The sequence below is a fragment of the bacterium genome, assembly GCA_037143175.1.
GTDB lineage: Bacteria > Verrucomicrobiota > Kiritimatiellia > CAIKKV01 > CAITUY01 > JAABPW01.
Window position 1 is genome coordinate 1 of the sequence record JBAWZF010000019.1, and the last position, 20,448, is coordinate 20,448.

Genomic DNA, 20,448 nt, shown 5'->3' on the forward strand with positions numbered 1-20,448 from the left:
ATCTTGACCCTTTTCATCAGATTTAATTCAGGAACGGCACGCGGTCATAATTCGGTTGGCAACACGTAAAGATGACCTGTAACCATAACCGGAGCAGCCTAAAGCAGGAGTGAAACAAAACGATCCACCCATCCTCGTCGTAACTGCCTGAAACTTTTTCGACGGCATTGAAAAATATCGGGAAATTATACGACGGCACTGGGGACTTTTTACGATCAGAGTGCGGAAATCTTGACCCTTTTCATCAGATTTAATTCAGGAACGGCACGCGGTCATAATTCGGTCGGCAACACTTTGGACCGAATATATAGCCGACAGGGATTACCTTGACTACATGGGCTTTCCCCGTATTTGCGCGCTTTCTGAAGTACTCTGGCTGAACGCGGAGAAGAAGCACTACGCCGGCTTTCTGGAGCGACTGCGCCTCCATCGTGAACGTCTCACCGCACTGGGTGTCAATGCACACCCGAGACCTTAGTGCTGCGGAGCGAGCATGCACTAAAGGCGGTTCATCCGTGCTAAGTGGCGGCAATGGTGGCGGAGGAAGATTTCCGGTTTTTCAATGATCTATGTCTTATGCATCGTCAGTATCCTATTTCACCAACACCTTGACCACGACCTTGAGCACCGGCGAGGGCTGGTCGTGCGCCAGGCAAGGCATGTGGGCATCTTCCGGAAAGAAGACCAGGAAGTCACCGGCGCGCGCGGTCACAACGTCACCGGAGCCGGCGAGCAACAGACAGTCCTTTTCCGCCGAATAGGGCTGCGTCTCCGTCAGGTTGCCGAGCTGTGCCCAGCCTAGGCTCTCGATCCCGGACGCCACGAACTGGACGTCGATGTAACGGCGATGCGCCTCCCATAGCCCCTTCTCCCGGGGTTTGGTATCATACCGCTGCACCAGGGCAAAAACCGTGTCGCCATCGATGTCGTAACGCCCGGACTCCATGGCGGAGAAATCGTGGGCGGCAAGATAGTCGAACGCCTTCTTGAGGTTTTCGCCCAGCCCCTTATAGAGCCCGGCATGCTTCAGTTGGTCTATGATCATGGTTTGTTTCCTTTCAATGATTTAATTGATACGCGTACTACACCATGTGATATATCAGCATCAAGGTCATTTTTCTTGCCTATTATTAGTTCATGCGGATTTTGTTAATATAACACCAGACGTTTAGGAGACGCTACACTAGAGTTTCCAGACGACATCTACCGCCTGGCCACTCCTTGAACTCTGCTGGATATGGGCAATCAACTCATCCACGTCATACCCCGTTGTTCGCCATTGGGCTCCCTGTGTTCCTCCCTCGATATTCTTGCAGAAGAACTGAACCGCCCCGTCAAAGGGCGAGACCGCCTCATAACGGTATTCGGTGGTATTGCCGCTGGCGATATCATAATGAAGCAGGAGGGACGCCTTGTTGTAGGGGTTGTCCCATTGGGCACTGAAGATCTCCAGTCGCCCGCCGGTGCCGTTGATCTCCACCCGCTCGTCCCAACCGTCGCGCAGGAAACCGATGTGCTTGAGCGGATGCGCCCAGACCTCGAAATCCACCAATCCATTTTGCGTTTCCATCAGCGCCATGGCGTGCAGGTCATAGTCGCGGTCATCCGGCATATGGACTTTCCCGTAGACATTGTGCGGCCGCCCCAGCAGGAAGCAAATCAGGTCCAGGATATGACTGCCCCCACAGACCAGAATACCGCCGCCATAGTTCTTCCGGACCTGCGATATCCCACCCGGCGGGGTGTGGAAGAAGCCGGAGGCAGGATTGCCATCCCACACATCCCCCCAGCATTGATGGGATCGGATGTGCGTGGAGACGATTGTACCCAAGCCAGGCAACAGCTCCTTCGCCTTGGCAACCGCCGGAATGAACCGCTTCATGTAGGAGGTATAGAATATTGTTCCTTTCACCTCCGCGGCTTTCACGATTTCCAGGGAGTCGGCGGGGTTCTCCGTCAGGGTCTTCTCGCAGATCACAGCCTTTCCGGCGGCGATCGCCGCCAGACAGATGGCCTTGTGCACCGATGATAAGGCCGTGATGACCACGGTATTCACCTCCGCATCCGCCACGATCTCCTTCCAGTCCGCCGTGTAACGCGCCTTGAATTTCTCCGCGTAGGGCCGGGCATTCGGCTCGACGAGGTCGCAGACCCACCTGACCTCTGCCCCGGCCTTCTCCAGCCCGGAAAAATGAAACTTCGAAATATTCCCGCACCCGATAACACCCGCTATAACTTTCATATTCTTGCTCTCCACTGATTACCCGGTCACTTTTCCCAATTTCCTGCCCATATTGATCATGGCGGCAATGTTCTCTTCCGTTGTCTCCCGGCCGACCTGGTCGCCCGTCCCTAGGATCAACCGCCGCTTGTCCGGCCCCCATTGCCTGAAGATCTCCGCCACCTCCCGCTCGACATCGGCGGGCGTGCCGCGGATCAAGGTTTCCACCGTATGGACATTGCCGTTGACGGTCACCCGGTCTCCCAGGATCCGGCGTACCTCGCCAAGGTCGGCAATGTCCCCGCCCGGGGCGCGCTCGAAGGGGCACACGCAATCGGCCCCGCAGTCGGCGAGATCGGCCAGCACGGCATGGCTCTTGCCGTGAAAATGGATATGTAGCAGTTTCCCTGCGGCGTGGAGCTCATCGGCCACGGCCCGGATGACCGGCTTGTCCCAGCGTCGCCAGAGGTCCGGCCCGATCAAGGACACACATGACCAGGCGCAACCGATGCAGAAGGACTCGGCCGTCGTCCGTGCTGCCGCCACCCGCGCCAACCGGCACATCCACTCAATGTACTCCTCGTGCAGTTGCTCGAAGAAGGCCTCATGCTCCATCAGATCGAAGATTCCCTGCTCCAGTCCGCCTTCGCGCGGCAGGGCGATGTAGTCGAAGAACGGGAACCCGAGCCACAACTCCAGCAGGTAGTCCTCCCCGACGGCATCCACCGCCTGGTTCACTGGCCGCCAGTCCGCCTCCTCGACACAGCCCAGGCTGACCGCCTTGTAGGCGGGCCAGTCCCGGATAAAATCCTTGATGGGCCGTTCCATCGCCCACGACGGTTCATGGCGGTCGTAGACCTGGCTTGACGTGAGAGTCCCGTGAGGCGTGACATGGGTCATCCGCGACTCGAACCGTCCCTCGGCCAGTTCCGTCCAGCGTTCCGTGCTCTTGACGTCAGGCGCGGGGATGCTGGTGAAGACAGCCCCCCACCCTTCCGTACCGTAGTGACGGAAGGTCTTCAGCAGGGCCTCCCAGAGCGGAATCTCCCGCTCGAACCGGATCATGTCCACGCCCAGTAACCGGGCGGGCAGATAGTACCAGAACTCCGGGGCCACCGGCACGGTATCGGCCAGTTCCCCGCGATAGGCGGCCAACATGCGTTGTTTCGGGGTCATTGTCATCGCTTTCATGGTGTCAACTCCTTTACCGCCGAATACATTGCCTCGACATTGGCAATAGGCGTATCCCGGTCGAAGGACCAGGCGCAGAGCGTCGTGGCGGGTGCGGGAGCACAGTCGGTCACCATGACACGTGTCAACGCACAAATCGCATCCGGGCTCGCATTGCGCATCACCAAAGGGTCAACCAGCGGGCGCATGGCAACGCCAGGCAGATGGCGGACCGCCAGAGGCAGGTTGGTGCCCGGGCCCAACTCGATGGACTTGACTCCCGGAATGTCGGCGAAAGCTTCAAGCAAATGACTGGAGGATCCGCAGGAGTGATAGTTTGCCCGAGTGAATTTTGCCGCAATGGCCTGGTTGGCCGGCAGCACCACCTCACGATACTGCTCGGCGGAAATCAGGCTGGCCGAGCAATCCCCCAGATTCACCCGAGACAACGGCGGGGCGCCGATTTCAGCCCGGAGGCGCGCAAAGACCGCCTGGTAGAGCGCCCAGATCTTGTCGAAAATCAGCCGCGCCCCTTTCGGGTCGTCCACTAGCAGGTAGAACAGTGTTTCCCCACAGAGCTGATGGGCGGTGGTAAAGGGGGCGTGAAGATTCATCATCCCTGACTTGAGACCGAAGAGGTCGGCCTGATCGCCGTAAAGACGCTGCAGCTCATGATACTGACCAAGCAGGGTGTCAACAAACGGATGATGCGCGGCCGCGCGCGGGTCGAGCCGCTCAATTTCCGCGACGCTCAAGTCCGCCCAGGCATGGCCCCGGGTCTCCAGCGTGGCATCCAACGGGCAGCATACGGGTGTTCCCTGTGTGGCCTTGAGCAGGTCAATCGGCTGGATGAAGAGGCTGGGCGAAGGAGACGGGGTCGGACTCCCCACTCCGAAGCGACCCAGAACCTCGTAGAGGAACCGGCTCTCGGCGCGCTCCACATTAGCGCGATGGCCGGGATCGAAATAGAACGCGTCGCCATACGTCACACCAAGGTGCTTGCGGAAAAAAGCCGGCATGAAGTTCAGGCTGATGTCAACGGGATGGGAAGTCATCGCGGCTCTTTCATTTATAAGTATTGCAGGATGGTTCGGGAAACGGCGTCGGCACACGCGGTTCGCCCGATTGACGAAAGGTGTACGCCGTCCACGTCGAGGCAATCGTCCATTCGCTCCCGGATAACCGATCCCAGATCGTGGCAGGGGATCCCCTCTTTCTCCATCAACGATTGTGCCGCCTCATTATAGCGGTCAACATCCTTCGGCTCGAACAACCAGTTGTCTCGCCAGCCACGGGCTGCGCTCACCGGGGTGATCGTCCGCCAGATGATCTGGGCGTTGGTTTCCCTCAACCGTTGAAGAAGCACTCCCAGATTGCCCGCGAAGTCGGAAATCGGGATTTGGTTTGGGAAGCGATGGGGACACTGGCCCAGATCCCACAGACCATTGTTCCAGTAAATCACATCCGGCTTTCCACATTCAGCCAGCCAATCGCCCAACCGCATCAACGTGTAGAGGGCAAAGCGCCCATTGTCCGACGGTCCGAAGACCCGTGCCCGGCCCTCGAGCCGTTCCGCGACCAGGGGCTGATAACTCAGGCGGATCGAATCTCCCAGCAACAATACGGTTTTCACAAATGCCTCCGCCCGCAGTACTCACGGAATACGTCCAGCATATATTCGTAGTGCGCCAGTGGCATGCCGGGGAAAATCGTGTTCGACGTGCCGAAGATATACCCGCCGCCGGGCGAGGCGTTTTCCAGGCAGTAGAGCGCGGATTTCCGGATCGCCTCCAGAGGGCCGTCCTGAAGCAGGTTGCATTGAACATTGCCCATCAGCGCCATCTTGCCGTAGCAGCGCTTCTTCGTCTGCGCGATATCCATCCCGGCCATCGGGTCCACAGACTGGAAGCAGGCGGCGCCCAATGACAGGTAGTCGTCCAGGATGGAATCAATATTGCCATCGGTGTGGACAAACGGAATGCAGCCCTGCGATTTGATAAAGTCCACCTGCCGCTTCAACTGCGGCGTGATGAATTCAGAGAACTGCGCGGGGGAGATGAAGGGGCCGGCATTGAAGGCGACATCGTTGACGAGATGAATGAACTCGGCACCGGCATCAATGAGCTTCCCGATCTTGTCGATGGCGATGCGCGTCTTCTCGTCCGCAATGCGATGGATCTCATCTGGCTGCTCCATCAACATCACAGCGAACTCCGTCCAGTCCGTGAGGCCCTCGATGGACCAGATGGATTGCCCCACAATGCTTCCGATGAGAATGTCATCGCCGAATGTTTTCCTGGCCGCCACCACTCCGTCAGGATCGCTCCAGGGCCAGAAGACTGCCAGGGCGTCCCACTGGTAGCGCTCGACGATTTTCTGATAGATATCCATGCACTGGCCGATCATCCGATCCTTGTCGGCAGCGGAACAGCCGTCCCAGGCCCGGCGGTCGGGAAATTGCAGACCGAAGGCCTCCTTCTCCAGTTCGAACATGATCTCGAAATGGGGCGGCCGATCCGGCTCCTCGAAGCGCAAGGCCTTCAACATCCGTTCCTTGCCGGTCATGTGAGGCCTCTCTTCTCCTGCGGCCTTGGGCCGACGTTCGACAGGTCGATGGGTTTGATTCCTATGGCGAAGGCCGGGCTCTCCGGCAGGAGCCGGAAGTCCCGGGCCGCGAAATCCGCGAAACACGGATCGGCGACGACGGAGTGGCCGTCGAGGCCGTGGGCCCGGAGCGCTTCCAGGTCCAGTTTGTCCTCCTCCTTTGGACCGCTCTTGTTCCATGGCGCGCCCGCTGTCGACCACAGCAAGTTATGATCCGACATGAAGCCGGGCTTACGCAGGTCGCTGCCGTAGTTGGTGGCGAACAGCGGCGCGCCGTCGCTGACCACGATGTTGTTCTGGAAGGTAAAGCCGCGCCATTCGGGAAGTGTCTTGGCCATGGTAACCTGCCCGCCCGCGCCGGCCGCGAAGATGTTGTTGCGGACGATGTTCTCGCGGCCGTAATGCTGGAAGAAGCCCTCGGTGTTGGTGTCGTACGTGACGTTGTCCTCCACGACGATATGCGAGCTGCCCTCGTCCAGGTAAATGCCCCAACCCCCATAGTTGGCACATTTGACGTCGTGAATCCGATTGCCGCGGATGGTCGTCCCGGGTTGGACTCCGAGAGTGTAGATCCCGCCCATGTCGCTAAGCCAGCCGGACCCGAGGTGGTGGATGTGGTTGTATTCGATATGGTTGTCGCGGCAGACCGACTCCATGAATCCCCATTTCCAACCGCAGGAGATGCCACTGTAGAAGAGGTCGTGGATGTGGTTGTGGGCAACGACATTGCCGTAACTGTGCTGGATGAAAACACCCACCGCCTGGTGGAATACCCGCCCCGCGTGGTGGATATGGTTGTCGGTAACCACGTTATTGCCGGTCCGCCGCGCACGGGGACCGTCCACGTCCGAGCCGCCAACCTTGACACCACCGGCGCCGAGATCGCGCAGTTCGTTGCCAACGATGCGGATGGCGTGGCAGGCGTCGGCGATCTCGATGGCGCACCAGCCGACATGCTCGACGACGCACTCCTCGAAGGAGCAGTTCCGCGCGGCCTCGAGGCGGATCACACCGGGGATGTTGAAGGCGGCCTGGGGGGCGGACGCGTAATTCCCGTCATTGGGCCAACTGCGCATGCCCTCGCCCGGGTTACAGGCGTTCGGATCCCAGCCGCCGGGCGGCAGGGGCGCGTCGGTGTGGCGGAAGGTCAGCCCCGTGAACCGCAGGTTCTGGGCAAGCTGCCCGGCGTCCGCGTCGCCAGTGATGGTCAGCAGTTGGCTCATCCGCGGGGCGAAGATCTCCACCGTCTCGAGGGTCTCCCCCTCCAGCGGGATGTAGTAGATCATCCCGGCGTGCCGATCAAGATACCATTCCCCTGGCTCGGTCAGGGCCTCGAACACGTTCTGGACATAATACTTGGCGAAGCGGGGCTGATGATCGTCCGTGAGGCGGAAGATGCTCGGACGGTCGCAGACGACCCGGCGCGTCCGCTCATCGAAGGCAACGACGTCCATGTGCTCGTCGTTCCAGTAATGCATTACCACCACTTCGACATCCGCCAGGTTCCGCCAGTTATGGAAATCACCCTCCTTGGCGACGAAGCAGGCGCTCCCCTCGTGGAACTCCGCCTTCAACCCCTTGCCCGGGACATCCTCGATCCAGAACCAGTCGGACTTCGGCAGTTTCGGGCGCTGGGCACGGCGGCCATTGACGAACAGCGAGCGGAACCGCCATTCGCCGCGGGCGACCTCCGGCAATTCCAGCGTCCAGCACGGACGGCCATTCACCTCGCCGGGCTTCCACCCCTCCAGCTTGCGGCCGCCATCCAGAATCGGCGTCTCGCCCGGAAAGGCAGTGAAGTGGATGCCGGATGCGTCCTCGGGCCCGAAGGTCAGCGGCTCCTTGAGCGCGTAGACCCCGCCGCGCACCCGCACGGCGGCCTGCCCGGAGACGCCTTGGGGCCTCCAAGCTCCATTCTGATAGGCAGGCGGCTGCGAACGGTGGCGCACGCGGTTGCGCGCGCCCACCAAGGTAGCGAGCGGGCCATCCGTCCCGTCCGTATTCGGCTCGGGCAGACGCCCGGTCCAGTTATCATTGCCGATCGTAGAGACATAGAGCGTGTCTTCCATTGTTTGCTCCCCGGTCATAATCCTATTGCCTGTTTGGTGGTTTCAGACATGAGATTCCCCACCGTTTTCAGTCCCGCATAACTCCAATGATACGTATCCCGCAGGGCGGCCCCGCTGGAATCCACAGCGAACACATTGGCCTCACTGGCGGCGATTTCGGCAATGGCCTGGTTGAACTCCACCATGGAGACACCCCCTGTCATGGACTGGAATTGCGTCATGACAATGAGGGCGCCAGGAAGCTCCGCCTTGATCTTGTTCAGATGCGCAATGGTGTTCGTCTTCCACACGCTGACCGGAGTCCCCGCGATGGCATCATTGATGCCGAGACTGAACCAGACCACCCACTGGCGATCGGACGGCAACTGCGTCTTGCCGGCGTTGACCCGCCGGAGGAACTTGGTCCAATAGCCGGACGGCGCCCCAACGGCCCACTCCGAAATTACAGAGCCCCCCTGCCCGGTCTTGATGAGGTACACCTGCGAGTGGTTCTTGAACACTCCTGACTCAACTGAATTCGCCAGGGCATTCTCTAATCCGTGACAGGTGTCGTAGTGGGACTCCAACCCCGTATGGTCGCGCAGATTATTGACCCCCAGTTGCAGGGACTCGAACCCGAACAGGCCGCTCGTCAGATTCATGATCTGCAAGCACGAGTTCGCCGCAAGCTCCGCCGGGGTGGCATCGGAGTTCAATCCGATGCCGCCCGAATTGCTTTCGCCGTTAAGGACAATGGCCAGCGCCGTCACGGCACCACCACCACTTTCACGGCGGAGCTGTCAGTCTGCGCCACTTTGATGGCCTCCGCGATCCGATCCAATCCAAAGGTGTGGGTGACGATGGCCTTGCCGTCAATGACCCCTTCCCTCAGGTAGCGCAAGGCCTGCGGCCCGAACTGGGCCGGCGACGCGAAGGAAGCGCGGAGCTGGAGTTTCTTGAAGTGGAATTCATTCGCATCAAAACTGATTTTCGCGCCGTCCCCAATGCCAATGCCGATGAAGGAGACGATGCCGCCCTTGCAGGCAATATTGAAGGCGGAAGGGAGGACCTTGGGGGGGGCCGTGACAAGAATGCGGTCAATCTTGCATCCGAAATCAAACCGCTCAAGATCCGTTTCCGCTGGATCCAGACACTTGTCAGTGCCGAATTTCAAGGAGAGTTCAATGCGTTTCTGGCGGGATTTCAACTCCGTGGTGAAGACACGGCGGGCACCCATGTTCCGGACAAGCGCTGTCGCCATCAGTCCGATTGGTCCCTGTCCCAGAACCAGGACATTGGATTCCAGCGTGATGTCCGAGAGCCGGACGAGGTCAATCGCCACGCCCAGCGGTTCCTGCAGACAGGCGATTTCCGGCGCGAGGTCCGCGCAGGGAATGGCACAGATGGCCGGGGCCACCATCTCGTCGGAGAAGCCAAACGAGTCGAGGAAGAAGAAACTGCGGATATCGCTGCAGAGTTCCTGCCGGGCGTTGCGGCAGGCATCGCAGCGGCCACAGGGAGTCGCCGAGTCCAGCACGATCCGCTGCCCCAAGGCCAGTCCGTTAACTGCCGCACCCAATTCCACAATGTCACCGGCAATCTCATGTCCGGTCAGGACCTTTTCCTCAGCCAGCGACGCCGCATCGGCATGAATATCCGTCCCGCAGACACCGCAGGCCAGGACCTTCACCCGGATCTCGTCCGGCTTCAACGCGCGCCTGTCGAGAGTCTTCAAATACACCTGCCCACCCTTGCGAAATCCTGTCTTCATGGATCACTCCTATCATGCTTTTGGTTTGTCCCTGACACTACCATTCCACCGGGCATTCCGCCATACACGGAACTGATCCTTGATATGCACGATTCTGATATGCGAGCGACTTTCCCCTTGCCTTTGTGTTGCCTGAACTGCTAACAAAAGCATACTAAGTTGATGAAAACAGCTGCGACATTACTTCATTTTTTTGATGACTCCCTATGGAGCGGGAGCGTCTTTCACGTACGATCGCCGGAATGCTCCCCCCTGTATGTCGACCGGTATGACGGGCCGCGTCTGAGTTCCGCGCAGGATGCCCATGCCTGGTGGGAACTGACGGCCGTGGTGGACGGCGGCATCCGGCTTGGCGGTAAGCCGCTGGTGACGGCCGACAAGTTCGATTGCGTTCTGATTACGCCGGGAGCGCGACATTGCGAGGAAACGAAAAGCGCTGAAACGGTCTGGGTAGGGTTCCGGGGGACACGCCTAAAGGGTCTGGAGCGGCGGCTGGCGCCCATTACCGTTGTACGGAGCCCGTTGCTGACGGAGGCCGTCGAGCACCTGTGGCTGGTGGCCCGTCAACAGGGCGGCGCCATCGGCCCCGAGTTGGACGCCCTGACTGCGCGATTGGTGGCGATGTTTCTCCGCCTGGCGACCGAACCGCCCATGACGCGCGCCAGCCACGACTGGATCGCGGCGGCGGTGGCGCATATTGAGAACCATCTGATTGAACCTCTACACTTGCCTGATCTGGCGCACCGGTTTGGCTGCAGCGAAGGCCACTTCTGCCGGGTTTTCCGGGCACGCACGGGTTACCCGCCGATCCTCTACATTCTCCGGGCACGTATTGGCAGGGCCATGCATCTCCTTCAGCACACCCAATGGCCGGTGGCTGAAATCGGACAGGCGGTGGGGTTCGACAATCCCTTCTACTTCAGCCGCGTGTTCCGGCGCTTCCAGAACTGCAGCCCCCTGCAATACCGCCATAGACTGGGTTGGTAAGCATTGCAAACCTCCTCCGGCTTGCGAAACGCATTGGTAATGGAATCGCCCTGAAAAAGAATCAAATCACAATCCTGAATCATGGTTCGGCTACCTTTCAAAAAGACAGCGATGAAGTTCATGGGGCGCTTGTCAGCCGCGCACCATCTCCATGACAATCTTTTCCCATTCGAAAATGTTTTCCGGCCGTCCGTTGCAGGTACTGATGTCCTTGAGCACGATATCGCACGGACAGCCATACCGCCGGACGGCGTCGAGGATCTTGCCGATCTCCTTGCGGAGCTGGACGGGATCGAGCCGGTTAACGGCGACCGCCGCCGGATTCGGCTTCGACGAGAGCACGTAATTCCCGCCAATGGCCTCGGCCGCGACATGGACATCCGCCCAGGGCGTGACCGAGATCTTGCGCAGGTGCGGGATTTTTTTCACGATGTCCATCTTGCGGTCAAGTGGCTCGCAGCAACCGTAATAGACCAGCCCGCAACAGGCCATGGCGTCCTTGATGTAATTGATGTCAAACTCCTCATGCATCGCCCCCGATACCGAGGCGAAGATCTGCGCAACAGCCCTCCCCCAGACATCCTTGAGCCGGACCTGCGCGCCGTCAAAGCCCGGCCCCGGCAGGTCGCTGGCCAGGATGGGGGTGCAGTGCAGCGATTGCGGATCATTGTCGAGCAGTCCGAGCGCCTCATACTGCTTGCTACTGTTCCATTGAACATCATGCAACCGGCGCACCGTGCGGTGCATGAACTCCGGGCGGTCCGCCAGATCAAGCAGCAGATTGTCCACACCGCGGTACATGGCTATGCGATCCCAGGTACCCAGCCAGACATGATCCATCCCCTTGAGACGCACCGGCAGGATGTCGCCGATGGCATCGCCGACAAGCTGGTAGTTGCGCAGGGTGGCTTCGTGGTCGTAGGTAATCACCTCGTCATGAATCTTGTCGAGATCGGCGTCGGTGGCAAGCTGGTCATGGTACGCATGCGACCGGATCGTATCACATCCCTCCGCGACCAGGGTTTCCTCCTGGACCTGAATACCAATTCCGGTAGAATGGATGATCTTGGAAACCGGAACGTAGGGCGAAATGATCATGTCGGCGGGGAAATGCCGGGCCTTGTAGAGAGTCGTGCGCAGATGCCATTCGACACTGCGCAGGATCGGGTCGGTGCAACGCAGGGTCAGTTCGCCATCCAGGTTCATCTCACCCCAGGGCAGCTCATCGATCAACACCACCGGTCGTACCGGCTTCAAATCGTTGACGGCACGATGCAGATGCCGGTTGTTACGAAAACGTTCCTCCTGGGCCAGGAGAAAATACTCACCCGCCAGTTGGCGTAACAGATTCCGTTCAGTCGTATCCATGTTCATTTGTCCTTCCTGTTGATTTCTAGCTATAAACCGTCTCATCAGTCGGTTCTGCAAGCGCAGTATTACCGGATACTGAGGCCAACGCCTGCGTACAGGCCATCAACGTAGTTCGCTTCTGTGAAGAGGGAAAAGCTATCGTTGAACTGATACGACAGGCCCAGTGAGAAGGCAGGATTGATTTCAGACTGGGAGGAACTGGCGCCCCATTTGGTATCAATCGATTTATAGACGACATCCAACCCGGCTCCACCGTACAGGAAAAGATGATCCAGCAGCGTCTCATCGCTGAACACCAGCATACCGTTAGCCCCTGTCAGTCCCAGCAAATCCGAGCTCATGTAGTAAACAGCCCCACGGATACCAAGATCCACAAGATCATTTCGTGAGAGCGAATAGAGTGCTCCGCCCTGTGCACCATAGCCGGAGTCAGCCTCAGTAAGATCCACCTGCCCCACATCGAAAAACAGACGGAGGTCATCCACCACGGCAACGGTGACACGGGCCCCGTAAAAATCCATATCTTGCCCCAACATGACGCCCGGGGTTATTTCCAAATTCCCCTGGTCACGCGGCGAGGCAGTATCCATAACCGGCAAGCCGACCATCTGCGCGAACCCGGTCTGGCCACACACCATACCCACCGCAAACCATCCAACGACTAACGTCTTCATTTTCATAATACCACCCTCCGTGATTAAACCCTCTTCGTTCAAATGTTCAGACCAGGTCAATATACAGGAATCAGGATTCAGAGTCCCATAAAAAACGGCCGCCCTTTCGAGCGGCCGTTTCAAGACTTTCACCGACGGTCAGACTGACTTAAGCAGCCGTCTTAGTGGCAAGTGCCTTTTTCGCCAACAAGACGATCTGGATGAATCCATCCGGATCATTGAAGGCGATTTCTGACATCATCTTGCGATTCAACTCGATGCCAGCCGCTTTCAGGCCCTCAATGAGCCGGCTGTAAGCCAACCCCTGCTCACGGCAGGCGGCGGACACACGGACCGTCCACAGGCGACGATAGTCACCCTTGACGTTTTTGCGATGAACATACGCCAACCGCATCGCGCGATCAACAGCCTCTGTGGCTTGGCGGAATAATTTGCTGCGTGACCCGCGGAAACCGCTGGCCGCTTTTAATCTTACTTTCCGGCGCTTACGCGACGCCGGTGCATTGGTTGCTCTGGGCATAGTCTCGTCCTTTCAATTCGTTCAGATCATTTCCGCAATACGCTTGTGGTCGGTATCATGGATGACTTTTCCGCCACGCATGTTGCGTTTACGTTTTCTTGATTTGCTGCTCAGAAGATGACCACTACCGGGACGCTGAAAAATAAGTTTCCCTGTGGCTGTCACTTTCACCCGCTTCGTCACCATCTTCTTCGTTTTTTTCTTAATCTTCTTCGTTTTTTTCTTAGCCATGATGCTCCTCATTCCGGGGTCGGCGCCACGTACTGGCACAACTCTTCCGCCTTCCGGAAAAACAAGGGGGGGACTCTACCTGAGAGACCCGATCCCGTAAAGCTTTTTCAAAAAATATCCTTAACGCGGCGGAATCGGCTTGGGTGCCATCACCGGAGCAGCTGGCGTTGAAACGCCGGTTACCGAAGGTGGAATAGGCAATCCAGTTCCCATTCCAGCCGGGCGTGCCGCCCCTGCCGTAACAGGTTTTCCCGACCGCGGGCCCAAGACCATGACGATACTGCTTCCGATCAATTTCGGGGGCATATCCGGCTGAGCCACCTCTTCACAACTCTTCATCACGCGATTGATGACTTCAAACCCAAGCTCGCGATGCGCATTCTCACGGCCCCGGAAGTAAAGGGAACATTTCACCTTCATCCCCTTTTCCAAGAACCCGTGAATGTGATTCACCTTCGTCAGGAAATCATGATCCGCAACGTTCGCATGGAATTTCACTTCCTTCATCTCAGCCGCATGCTGATGTTTGCGAGCCTCACGTTCCTTGCGAGCCTGCTCATACTTGAACTTCCCAAAGTCCATGATGCGACAAACGGGCGGCTCAGCATTGGGCGAAACCTCGACTAAATCCAGACCTGCACGAACGGCCATGGACATGGCCTCACTGACGGTGAGTACACCGAGCATATTCCCCTGCGAGTCAAGCAACCTGACTTGCGGACACCGAATCCGGTGATTCACTCTGATAGCTTGCGGACGAATTTCCTACCTCCTTGTTGCGGGGCTTTCTACGGCCCCTCGTTTACCACCCACGGCCTTGCTTACCACTTCCTCGCGCAGCATGCCAACCAACTCCTCGATTTTCATGGTGCCGAGATCCCCGCCGGTCCGGCTCCGGACTGAGACCAGTCCGGCTTCCGCTTCACGGGCACCCAATATCAACATATAAGGGATCTTTTCGACCTGGGCATTACGAATCTTGGCACCCAGTTTATCAGAACTTCGATCCACGCTAACCCGGAAAAGTTCCTCACCCAACGTCTCGGCAAGTTTCTCCGCGGCGGACAAGACCTTATCACTGATAGGAAGCACACGAATTTGCTCCGGCGCCAGCCACAGCGGAAAGGCCCCGGCATAGTGTTCAATCAGAACGCCAAAGAACCGCTCCAGGCTGCCCAACAGAGCCCGATGAACCATATAGGGTTGATGCTCTTTGCCATCATCCCCATGATAGGCCAGTTCAAAGCGTTCTGGAAGGTTAAAATCAAACTGGATAGTGCTCATCTGCCATTCACGACCGATCGCATCCTTCACTTTCAAGTCAATCTTAGGACCGTAGAAAGCCCCGCCCCCATCATCCAGCACAAAGGGAATATTTTCAGCCTCAAGGGCTTGTTTGAGAGATTCGGTGGCCTGTTCCCAGCGGGCGGGATCGCCAACGGCTTTGGCCGGCTTGGTGGCCAGATAGGCCGTAATTTCCGTAAATCCGAAGGAACGCCAGATCTTAAGCGCAAACTTCACCGTCCGCTTAATTTCATCCACGATCTGATCCGGGGTACAGAAAATATGAGCATCATCCTGTGTGAAGCCACGCACCCGCAACAGGCCATGCAAAACACCCGTCTTCTCGTAGCGATAGACCGTGCCCATCTCCGCCCAGCGCAGGGGCAAGTCCCGATAGGAGCGCTTGTGACTCTTATAGATCTGGATATGGAACGGGCAATTCATTGGTTTGGCGTAATACGACACGTCGTCCACCTTCATGGGCGCGTACATATTCTCCGAATAGAACCCCAAATGACCCGAAGTCTCCCAGAGTCCGGCACGACCGATATGCGGGGTATAGAGAAGTTCGTAGCCGCCCTTGAAATGTTCCTGGCGCCAGTAATCCTCGATGATCGAACGGATACGGGCACCTTTAGGATGCCAATGCACAAGCCCCGGTCCGACATCTTCCTGGATACTGAACAAATCCAGTTCTTTGCCGAGTTTGCGATGATCGCGTTTCAGCGCCTCTTCCTGTTGGAGAATCTGGGCCTCCAGATCCGCCTGCGACAAGGCCACCATACCGTAGACGCGCTGGAGCATCGGATTGGTCTCGATCCCGCGGAAGTAGGAACCGGCCACAGACAAAAGCTTGAAGGCCTTGATTTCCCCGGTATAGGCAACATGGGGGCCACGGCATAAATCCATGAAATCACCGCAGCGGAAGAACGTAATGGTCTCCCCTGCCGGAATGTCACTTAAACGTTCCAACTTGTAGCGTTGCCCCTTGGCTTTCAAGGCCTCTTCCGCCTGGGCGCGATCCATTTCGAGCCGCTCAAAAGGTGCATTTTCAGCAACGATACGGGCCATTTCGGCTTCGATTTTGGGAAAATCTTCAGGAGTGAGACGATTCGACAGGTCGAAATCGTAATAGAACCCGCTCTCGATAGCCGGTCCAATGTCCAACTGGACGTTCTCATACAGCCGGCAGATCGCAGCGGCCATGACATGCGCCGTACTATGGCGCAGAGTTTCTAAATCCAAGTGTATTACCTCTTCCGAAAATGATTAACAAGGGAATCATTTAACAGAAACACAAGCCCTTCTGTCAACTTATATAAAGACAGCGCAGCTAAAATCAAAATATAGTTGTTCATTGCCCCTGACCGGAACTATCATGCGCGCAGTCTATGAAAGTATTACTTGTTGCTGGAGTTGGAGAACGCCCGGAAGCACGCCTTTTCCCGGAATTGGCGGCCCGGGGCATTCAGGTTGATCTCCTGTGCGACACCTCCTCCCCTTACTTTGATCCGCTCAAAGCGGCGGGGTTCCCCATGACCCACTTGAAGATGAAGGCCAGGCTGGATTTCACGGCCATCAAAGCCATTCGCCACCTGCTCAAAACCGGTTCCTATGACATTGTCCATGCCTTCAACAGCCGCGCCCTTTCCAACAGCCTGATCGCCTCCACGGGAGTCTCTGCCAAGACTATCGGGTATTGCGGCACCATGGGGCATCTCCGCTCCTGGGATCCCTCCTCCTATCTGGCCGTCTTAAATCCCAGGGTTGATCGCATTGTCTGTATTTCCCTGGCAGTCCAAAACTATCTCGAATCCATGGGGGTCCCCAAAAGCCGGCTGACTCAAATCTATAAGGGGCACGATCCTACCTGGTTCAAAGCAGCCCCCCGTGCGAGTCTGAGCGAATTCGGCATCCCGGACGATGCCGTGGTCATCGGGTGCATTGCCAATATGCGCCCGATCAAAGGCGTGCCCATCCTGATCGAAGCAGTTCGCCGGCTTGCGCCGCACCTGCCGGTTCACCTCCTCCTGGTAGGCCAGAACGGGGATGCTGAAGTGAACAAACTTGTTGGCAACAGCGCCATTCGCGAACGCATTCACCTGGCGGGTTTCCGCATGGATGCCCCTCAACTCATGGGGGCCTGCGATTTATTCGTCATGCCTACCCTTAAAAATGAAGGATTTTCCAAGGCCGTCGTGGAAGCCATGTGCATGGGAGTCACCTGCATCGTCTCCGCTGTCGGCGGCATGGTGGAATTGGTTGAGCAGGACAAAACGGGGAAAATCATTCCGCCGGGGGATCCCATCGCTCTGGCCAGTGCCATAGAGGCTTATGCCATTAGCAGTACCCTTCGCAGACAACATGGCCAAAATGGACTCCAGCGCATTGTGGATCATTTTTCATTTTCAAAAATGGTGGATGAAACCATTTTAATGTATCGAACTCTTCAACCTGACATCGGCATCTGAAAAGTTGTCATGTTGTTAGGTGTTAATTATTCTCTCTGCTTGCATTGACCTGCGGGCTTATGTCACTAATACGCACTTACATTAAGGAGATTGAATTATGGAGTTTTTAGCGCATTTGTTCCAGGCCAACGTCGACATTATCGAACGCATGGGTTATCCCGGAATTGTCTTCCTGATGACCTTGGAAAGCTCCGTCTTTCCAATACCCAGTGAACTCGTTATGCCACAGGCTGGATACCTCGTTTCCATGGGCACCATGAGTATGCCGCTAGTGATCATTCTGGGCGTTTTAGGAAGTTGGCTGGGAGCCTTACTTAATTACACCGTCGCCATGTGGCTCGGACGCCCCTTTTTTCAAAAATACGGCAAATATTTCTTCTGTCCGCAGGATAAGTTCGCCATGGTGGAACGGTTCTTTCAGGCTCATGGCGAAATCAGCACCTTCACCGGCCGTTTAATACCTGTCGTCCGACACCTCATTTCCATTCCGGCCGGCTTGACTCGCATGAAAATGTCGCATTTTCTGCTTTATACCGGTATTGGCTCCGCGATCTGGGTCAGTATTCTGGCGTATATCGGCTTTCTATGCGGAAAGAACATGGATCTCATTAAAAAATATTCCCATATCTGCACCATCGGTGTGATCATCGGGTGCGTGGTTATCATCGTCGTCTATACGTGGCTCCACAAACGTCGTCAGGCAAAATACGGAAAAGCGTCCGCCCAACCATGACCCCCCTTCCCGTCATTCCCAAAGAGAAATGCCAGGAACTCCACACTTCATTACGCAGTGAGTGGTTGGAGACAAATGGTAACGGAGGGTACGCCTCCAGCACGATTCACAACTGTAACACCCGGAAATATCACGGCTTACTTGTTGCAGGCCTGGCCAACCCCGCCGGACGGTTTACACTGCTCTCCAAGTACGAGGATTCAATCATTACCGCCACCGGCGAGTACCCGCTTTCCAGCAATTGCTATCCGGGCGTCATGCATCCGGACGGCCATCGCTACTTGACGGAATTCCGCCTCGAGGAAGGCCCGGTCTTCCGCTATCAGTTCGAAGGCATGGTCATCCAAAAGCGCCTTCTCATGGTACAGGGCGAAAACACCGTGCTGGTCGAATATCAATTGGAACAGAGCCAGGTTCCCGTCCGGCTGAGGCTGAAGCCCCTGCTCGCCTTCCGCCGCCATCACGAACTCAAGCAGGAAGACACGTTGATCCACACCCAGTCTGCAGAAGCCCCCGACGGGTTCAGTATCCATCCCTACGATGGCTTGCCCCCGCTTTACATTCAGGCCAGTCAACCACCGCGCTTCGAGGCTCAACCGGTATGGTACCGGAATCTCGAATATTTCATGGAAGCGGAGCGGGGCTATGATTATCACGAAGACTGCTTCTGCCCGGGCACCCTGGAGCTCACGCTACCCCCGCAGGGACGCGTGATTGTCTCCGCATCACTTTTATCCCAACAGGATCTTCCCGCCACCTGGGACAAGGAACACGCCCGGCGCCAGGCCTGTGCCAGGGAAGCCGAGGCGGTGGCCCTTCATTCCGGGGATCCCGACATGGTCGAGCCCTTGCCCGCCCTTATCCGAAGTGGCCTCCACTTCACCATTCGTACGCCGGGTTCCGCTCGTGCCACCATCATTGCCGGTTATCCCTGGTTTGATGACTGGGGCCGCGACACCCTGATCAGTCTGCCGGGACTCACCTTTTATTCCGGCCGTCCGGAGCTCGGGATTGAAATCCTGAAAGCCGTCGCACCCCACGAGCGGGATGGCCTAATACCCAATTGCTTCGCGGCCGATCCGGAACATCACGCCTATAATTCGGTGGATGCCTCCCTTTGGTATTTCTGGGCTGTTCAGCAAATGCTGGAATGCACCGGCGACCGAAAAACCCTGCACGACACCCTCTGGCCCGTACTGAAACGTATTGCCACCCGCTTCATGGCCGGAACCCATTACGATGTCTTTATGACGCCTGAAGGGCTCCTGCATGCCGGCAACCGGAATACGCAATTGACCTGGATGGATGCAACATCACACGGTCAGCCGGTGACCCCGCGCTACGGTTTTGCCGTGGAACTCAACGCGCTCTGGTTCAACGCCCTGGTCTTCTGCGAAACTTTAGCCACCAGTTTTCATGAAAAACTGCCCTGGCCGGCGGATCTCACCAAACGATTAAAGACCGCTTTCACCTCCACCTTCTGGCTGGAAGGCCCCGGCTATCTGGCGGATTCGTTTGCCGAAGGAATCTTGAACGAATCGATTCGTCCAAACCAGATTTTTGCAGCCTCCCTCCCCTTCTCTCCCCTGACCGCCCGTCAGCGCAAAAGCGTCGTGGAAACCGTACGGCGGGATTTATTCACTCCGTACGGATTACGGACCCTCGCCCCGCATGATGTTGCCTACCGGGGCCGATACGAGGGAGACCAGCCCACCCGCGATGCAGCCTACCACCAAGGCACCGTATGGCCCTGGTTGCTGGGGCATTACGGAGAAGCGGTCTTGAAAACCAGCAGTACCCCTGCCCAGGCGGCCCTGGAATTATCCCAACAGCTGCGGCCCCTTCTGGACTACAGCCTGAAAGGCCGGGGGTTAATCAATGTCCCCGAAATCTTCGATGGAGATTCGCCTCAACGCCCGAATGGCTGTCCCGCACAGGCCTGGAGCAGTGCCGAATTGATCCGACTTTTTACGCTTTGCGGTCGCACCTGTTCCCGCTAAGATGGCCTCAAGTTATAACCAAAGGAATACGCAGAGATGAAAGTTGCCAAGCCCAAGACCGTTACAAAAGCCAAACCCAAAGCCCCGGCAGTCGCAGCGAGCAAGCTGAAAAAAGCCAAGCCGGCGCCCGTCGCTTCCAAACCGGTTTCCGCCGTTTCCAAAAAAGAAAAAGCAGGGCTTAACCTCGCGGAAATCAAAGCCAAGGCCAAAGCACTGGGCGTCACCGCGGACAAACTGGAAAAGGCAGAACTTATTTTAGCCATCCAACGCGCTGAAAAAAACACGCCTTGCTTCGGCACCGGCACCCTCGCCTGCCCCCATTTCGTCTGTTGCTGGAGAGTCGACTGCATCATCTGAGGTATA

The 20,448-nt window shown here is 57.3% G+C and carries 20 protein-coding genes; 5 read left to right on the forward strand and 15 right to left on the reverse strand.

The genetic code is table 11. From position 1 onward, the window contains the following. Positions 1 to 592 precede the first annotated feature (592 nt). From WCI03_07935 to WCI03_07975, 9 genes are all read right to left on the reverse strand, one after another. Positions 593 to 1,045, reverse strand: a complete 453-nt coding sequence (locus WCI03_07935) for a YhcH/YjgK/YiaL family protein (GenBank protein MEI8139782.1) — start codon at positions 1,043 to 1,045, stop codon at positions 593 to 595. 138 nt (positions 1,046 to 1,183) lie between these two features. Further along, complete coding sequence (locus WCI03_07940; protein MEI8139783.1) at positions 1,184 to 2,242, reverse strand: Gfo/Idh/MocA family oxidoreductase; 1,059 nt, start codon at positions 2,240 to 2,242, stop codon at positions 1,184 to 1,186. Between the two features lie 18 nt (positions 2,243 to 2,260). After that, complete coding sequence (locus WCI03_07945; GenBank protein MEI8139784.1) at positions 2,261 to 3,412, reverse strand: uroporphyrinogen decarboxylase family protein; 1,152 nt, start codon at positions 3,410 to 3,412, stop codon at positions 2,261 to 2,263. After that, the gene (locus WCI03_07950) at positions 3,409 to 4,446 is read right to left on the reverse strand and encodes a uroporphyrinogen decarboxylase family protein (GenBank protein ID MEI8139785.1); all 1,038 of its coding nucleotides are present in this window, start codon (positions 4,444 to 4,446) and stop codon (positions 3,409 to 3,411) included. Before WCI03_07950 ends, WCI03_07945 begins: the two co-directional genes overlap by 4 nt. Before the next feature lie 14 nt (positions 4,447 to 4,460). Continuing rightward, the gene (locus WCI03_07955; GenBank protein MEI8139786.1) at positions 4,461 to 5,024 is read right to left on the reverse strand and encodes an SGNH/GDSL hydrolase family protein; all 564 of its coding nucleotides are present in this window, start codon (positions 5,022 to 5,024) and stop codon (positions 4,461 to 4,463) included. Then, positions 5,021 to 5,956 (reverse strand): uroporphyrinogen decarboxylase family protein, encoded by a 936-nt coding sequence (locus tag WCI03_07960; protein MEI8139787.1) that lies wholly within the window; start codon positions 5,954 to 5,956, stop codon positions 5,021 to 5,023. The genes WCI03_07955 and WCI03_07960 overlap by 4 nt, the downstream gene beginning before the upstream one ends. Then, positions 5,953 to 8,064: a right-handed parallel beta-helix repeat-containing protein gene (locus WCI03_07965; protein MEI8139788.1), complete on the reverse strand. Its 2,112-nt coding sequence runs from the start codon at positions 8,062 to 8,064 to the stop codon at positions 5,953 to 5,955. The genes WCI03_07960 and WCI03_07965 overlap by 4 nt, the downstream gene beginning before the upstream one ends. A gap of 14 nt (positions 8,065 to 8,078) precedes the next feature. Continuing rightward, the gene (locus WCI03_07970) at positions 8,079 to 8,813 is read right to left on the reverse strand and encodes a sialate O-acetylesterase (GenBank protein MEI8139789.1); all 735 of its coding nucleotides are present in this window, start codon (positions 8,811 to 8,813) and stop codon (positions 8,079 to 8,081) included. Beyond that, a complete protein-coding gene (locus WCI03_07975; GenBank protein MEI8139790.1) occupies positions 8,810 to 9,814 on the reverse strand; it encodes an alcohol dehydrogenase catalytic domain-containing protein in 1,005 nt (334 codons plus the stop codon). Before WCI03_07975 ends, WCI03_07970 begins: the two co-directional genes overlap by 4 nt. 162 nt (positions 9,815 to 9,976) lie before the next feature. On the opposite strand from WCI03_07975, the gene WCI03_07980 reads away from it, so the two are divergent. Further along, entirely contained in the window at positions 9,977 to 10,801 is an 825-nt protein-coding gene (locus WCI03_07980; protein ID MEI8139791.1) for an AraC family transcriptional regulator, read from the forward strand. 132 nt (positions 10,802 to 10,933) lie between these two features. On the opposite strand, the gene WCI03_07985 is transcribed toward WCI03_07980, so the two are convergent. The 6 genes from WCI03_07985 to thrS all read right to left on the reverse strand — a co-directional run bounded on the left by WCI03_07985 (position 10,934) and on the right by thrS (position 16,126). After that, positions 10,934 to 12,169 (reverse strand): hypothetical protein, encoded by a 1,236-nt coding sequence (locus WCI03_07985; GenBank protein ID MEI8139792.1) that lies wholly within the window; start codon positions 12,167 to 12,169, stop codon positions 10,934 to 10,936. A 68-nt stretch (positions 12,170 to 12,237) separates the two neighbouring features. After that, a complete protein-coding gene (locus WCI03_07990) occupies positions 12,238 to 12,852 on the reverse strand; it encodes a hypothetical protein (GenBank protein MEI8139793.1) in 615 nt (204 codons plus the stop codon). A 142-nt stretch (positions 12,853 to 12,994) separates the two neighbouring features. After that, positions 12,995 to 13,366 carry a 50S ribosomal protein L20 gene (gene rplT / locus WCI03_07995; protein ID MEI8139794.1) on the reverse strand — a complete coding sequence of 124 codons (372 nt, stop codon included), beginning with the start codon at positions 13,364 to 13,366 and terminating at the stop codon, positions 12,995 to 12,997. 21 nt (positions 13,367 to 13,387) lie between these two features. Further along, the gene (rpmI, locus tag WCI03_08000; GenBank protein ID MEI8139795.1) at positions 13,388 to 13,597 is read right to left on the reverse strand and encodes a 50S ribosomal protein L35; all 210 of its coding nucleotides are present in this window, start codon (positions 13,595 to 13,597) and stop codon (positions 13,388 to 13,390) included. Between the two features lie 120 nt (positions 13,598 to 13,717). Further along, positions 13,718 to 14,338: a translation initiation factor IF-3 gene (gene infC, locus WCI03_08005; protein MEI8139796.1), complete on the reverse strand. Its 621-nt coding sequence runs from the start codon at positions 14,336 to 14,338 to the stop codon at positions 13,718 to 13,720. 24 nt (positions 14,339 to 14,362) lie between these two features. Further along, positions 14,363 to 16,126 carry a threonine--tRNA ligase gene (gene thrS, locus WCI03_08010; protein MEI8139797.1) on the reverse strand — a complete coding sequence of 588 codons (1,764 nt, stop codon included), beginning with the start codon at positions 16,124 to 16,126 and terminating at the stop codon, positions 14,363 to 14,365. Positions 16,127 to 16,272: 146 nt separating this feature from the next. On the opposite strand from thrS, the gene WCI03_08015 reads away from it, so the two are divergent. From WCI03_08015 to WCI03_08030, 4 genes are all read left to right on the forward strand, one after another. Then, complete coding sequence (locus WCI03_08015; GenBank protein ID MEI8139798.1) at positions 16,273 to 17,352, forward strand: glycosyltransferase family 4 protein; 1,080 nt, start codon at positions 16,273 to 16,275, stop codon at positions 17,350 to 17,352. Positions 17,353 to 17,449: 97 nt separating this feature from the next. Further along, a complete protein-coding gene (locus tag WCI03_08020; protein MEI8139799.1) occupies positions 17,450 to 18,085 on the forward strand; it encodes a DedA family protein in 636 nt (211 codons plus the stop codon). Next, entirely contained in the window at positions 18,082 to 20,085 is a 2,004-nt protein-coding gene (locus WCI03_08025; GenBank protein MEI8139800.1) for an amylo-alpha-1,6-glucosidase, read from the forward strand. The genes WCI03_08020 and WCI03_08025 overlap by 4 nt, the downstream gene beginning before the upstream one ends. Positions 20,086 to 20,121: 36 nt before the next feature. Continuing rightward, positions 20,122 to 20,442 carry a hypothetical protein gene (locus WCI03_08030; protein ID MEI8139801.1) on the forward strand — a complete coding sequence of 107 codons (321 nt, stop codon included), beginning with the start codon at positions 20,122 to 20,124 and terminating at the stop codon, positions 20,440 to 20,442. Positions 20,443 to 20,448 lie beyond the last annotated feature (6 nt).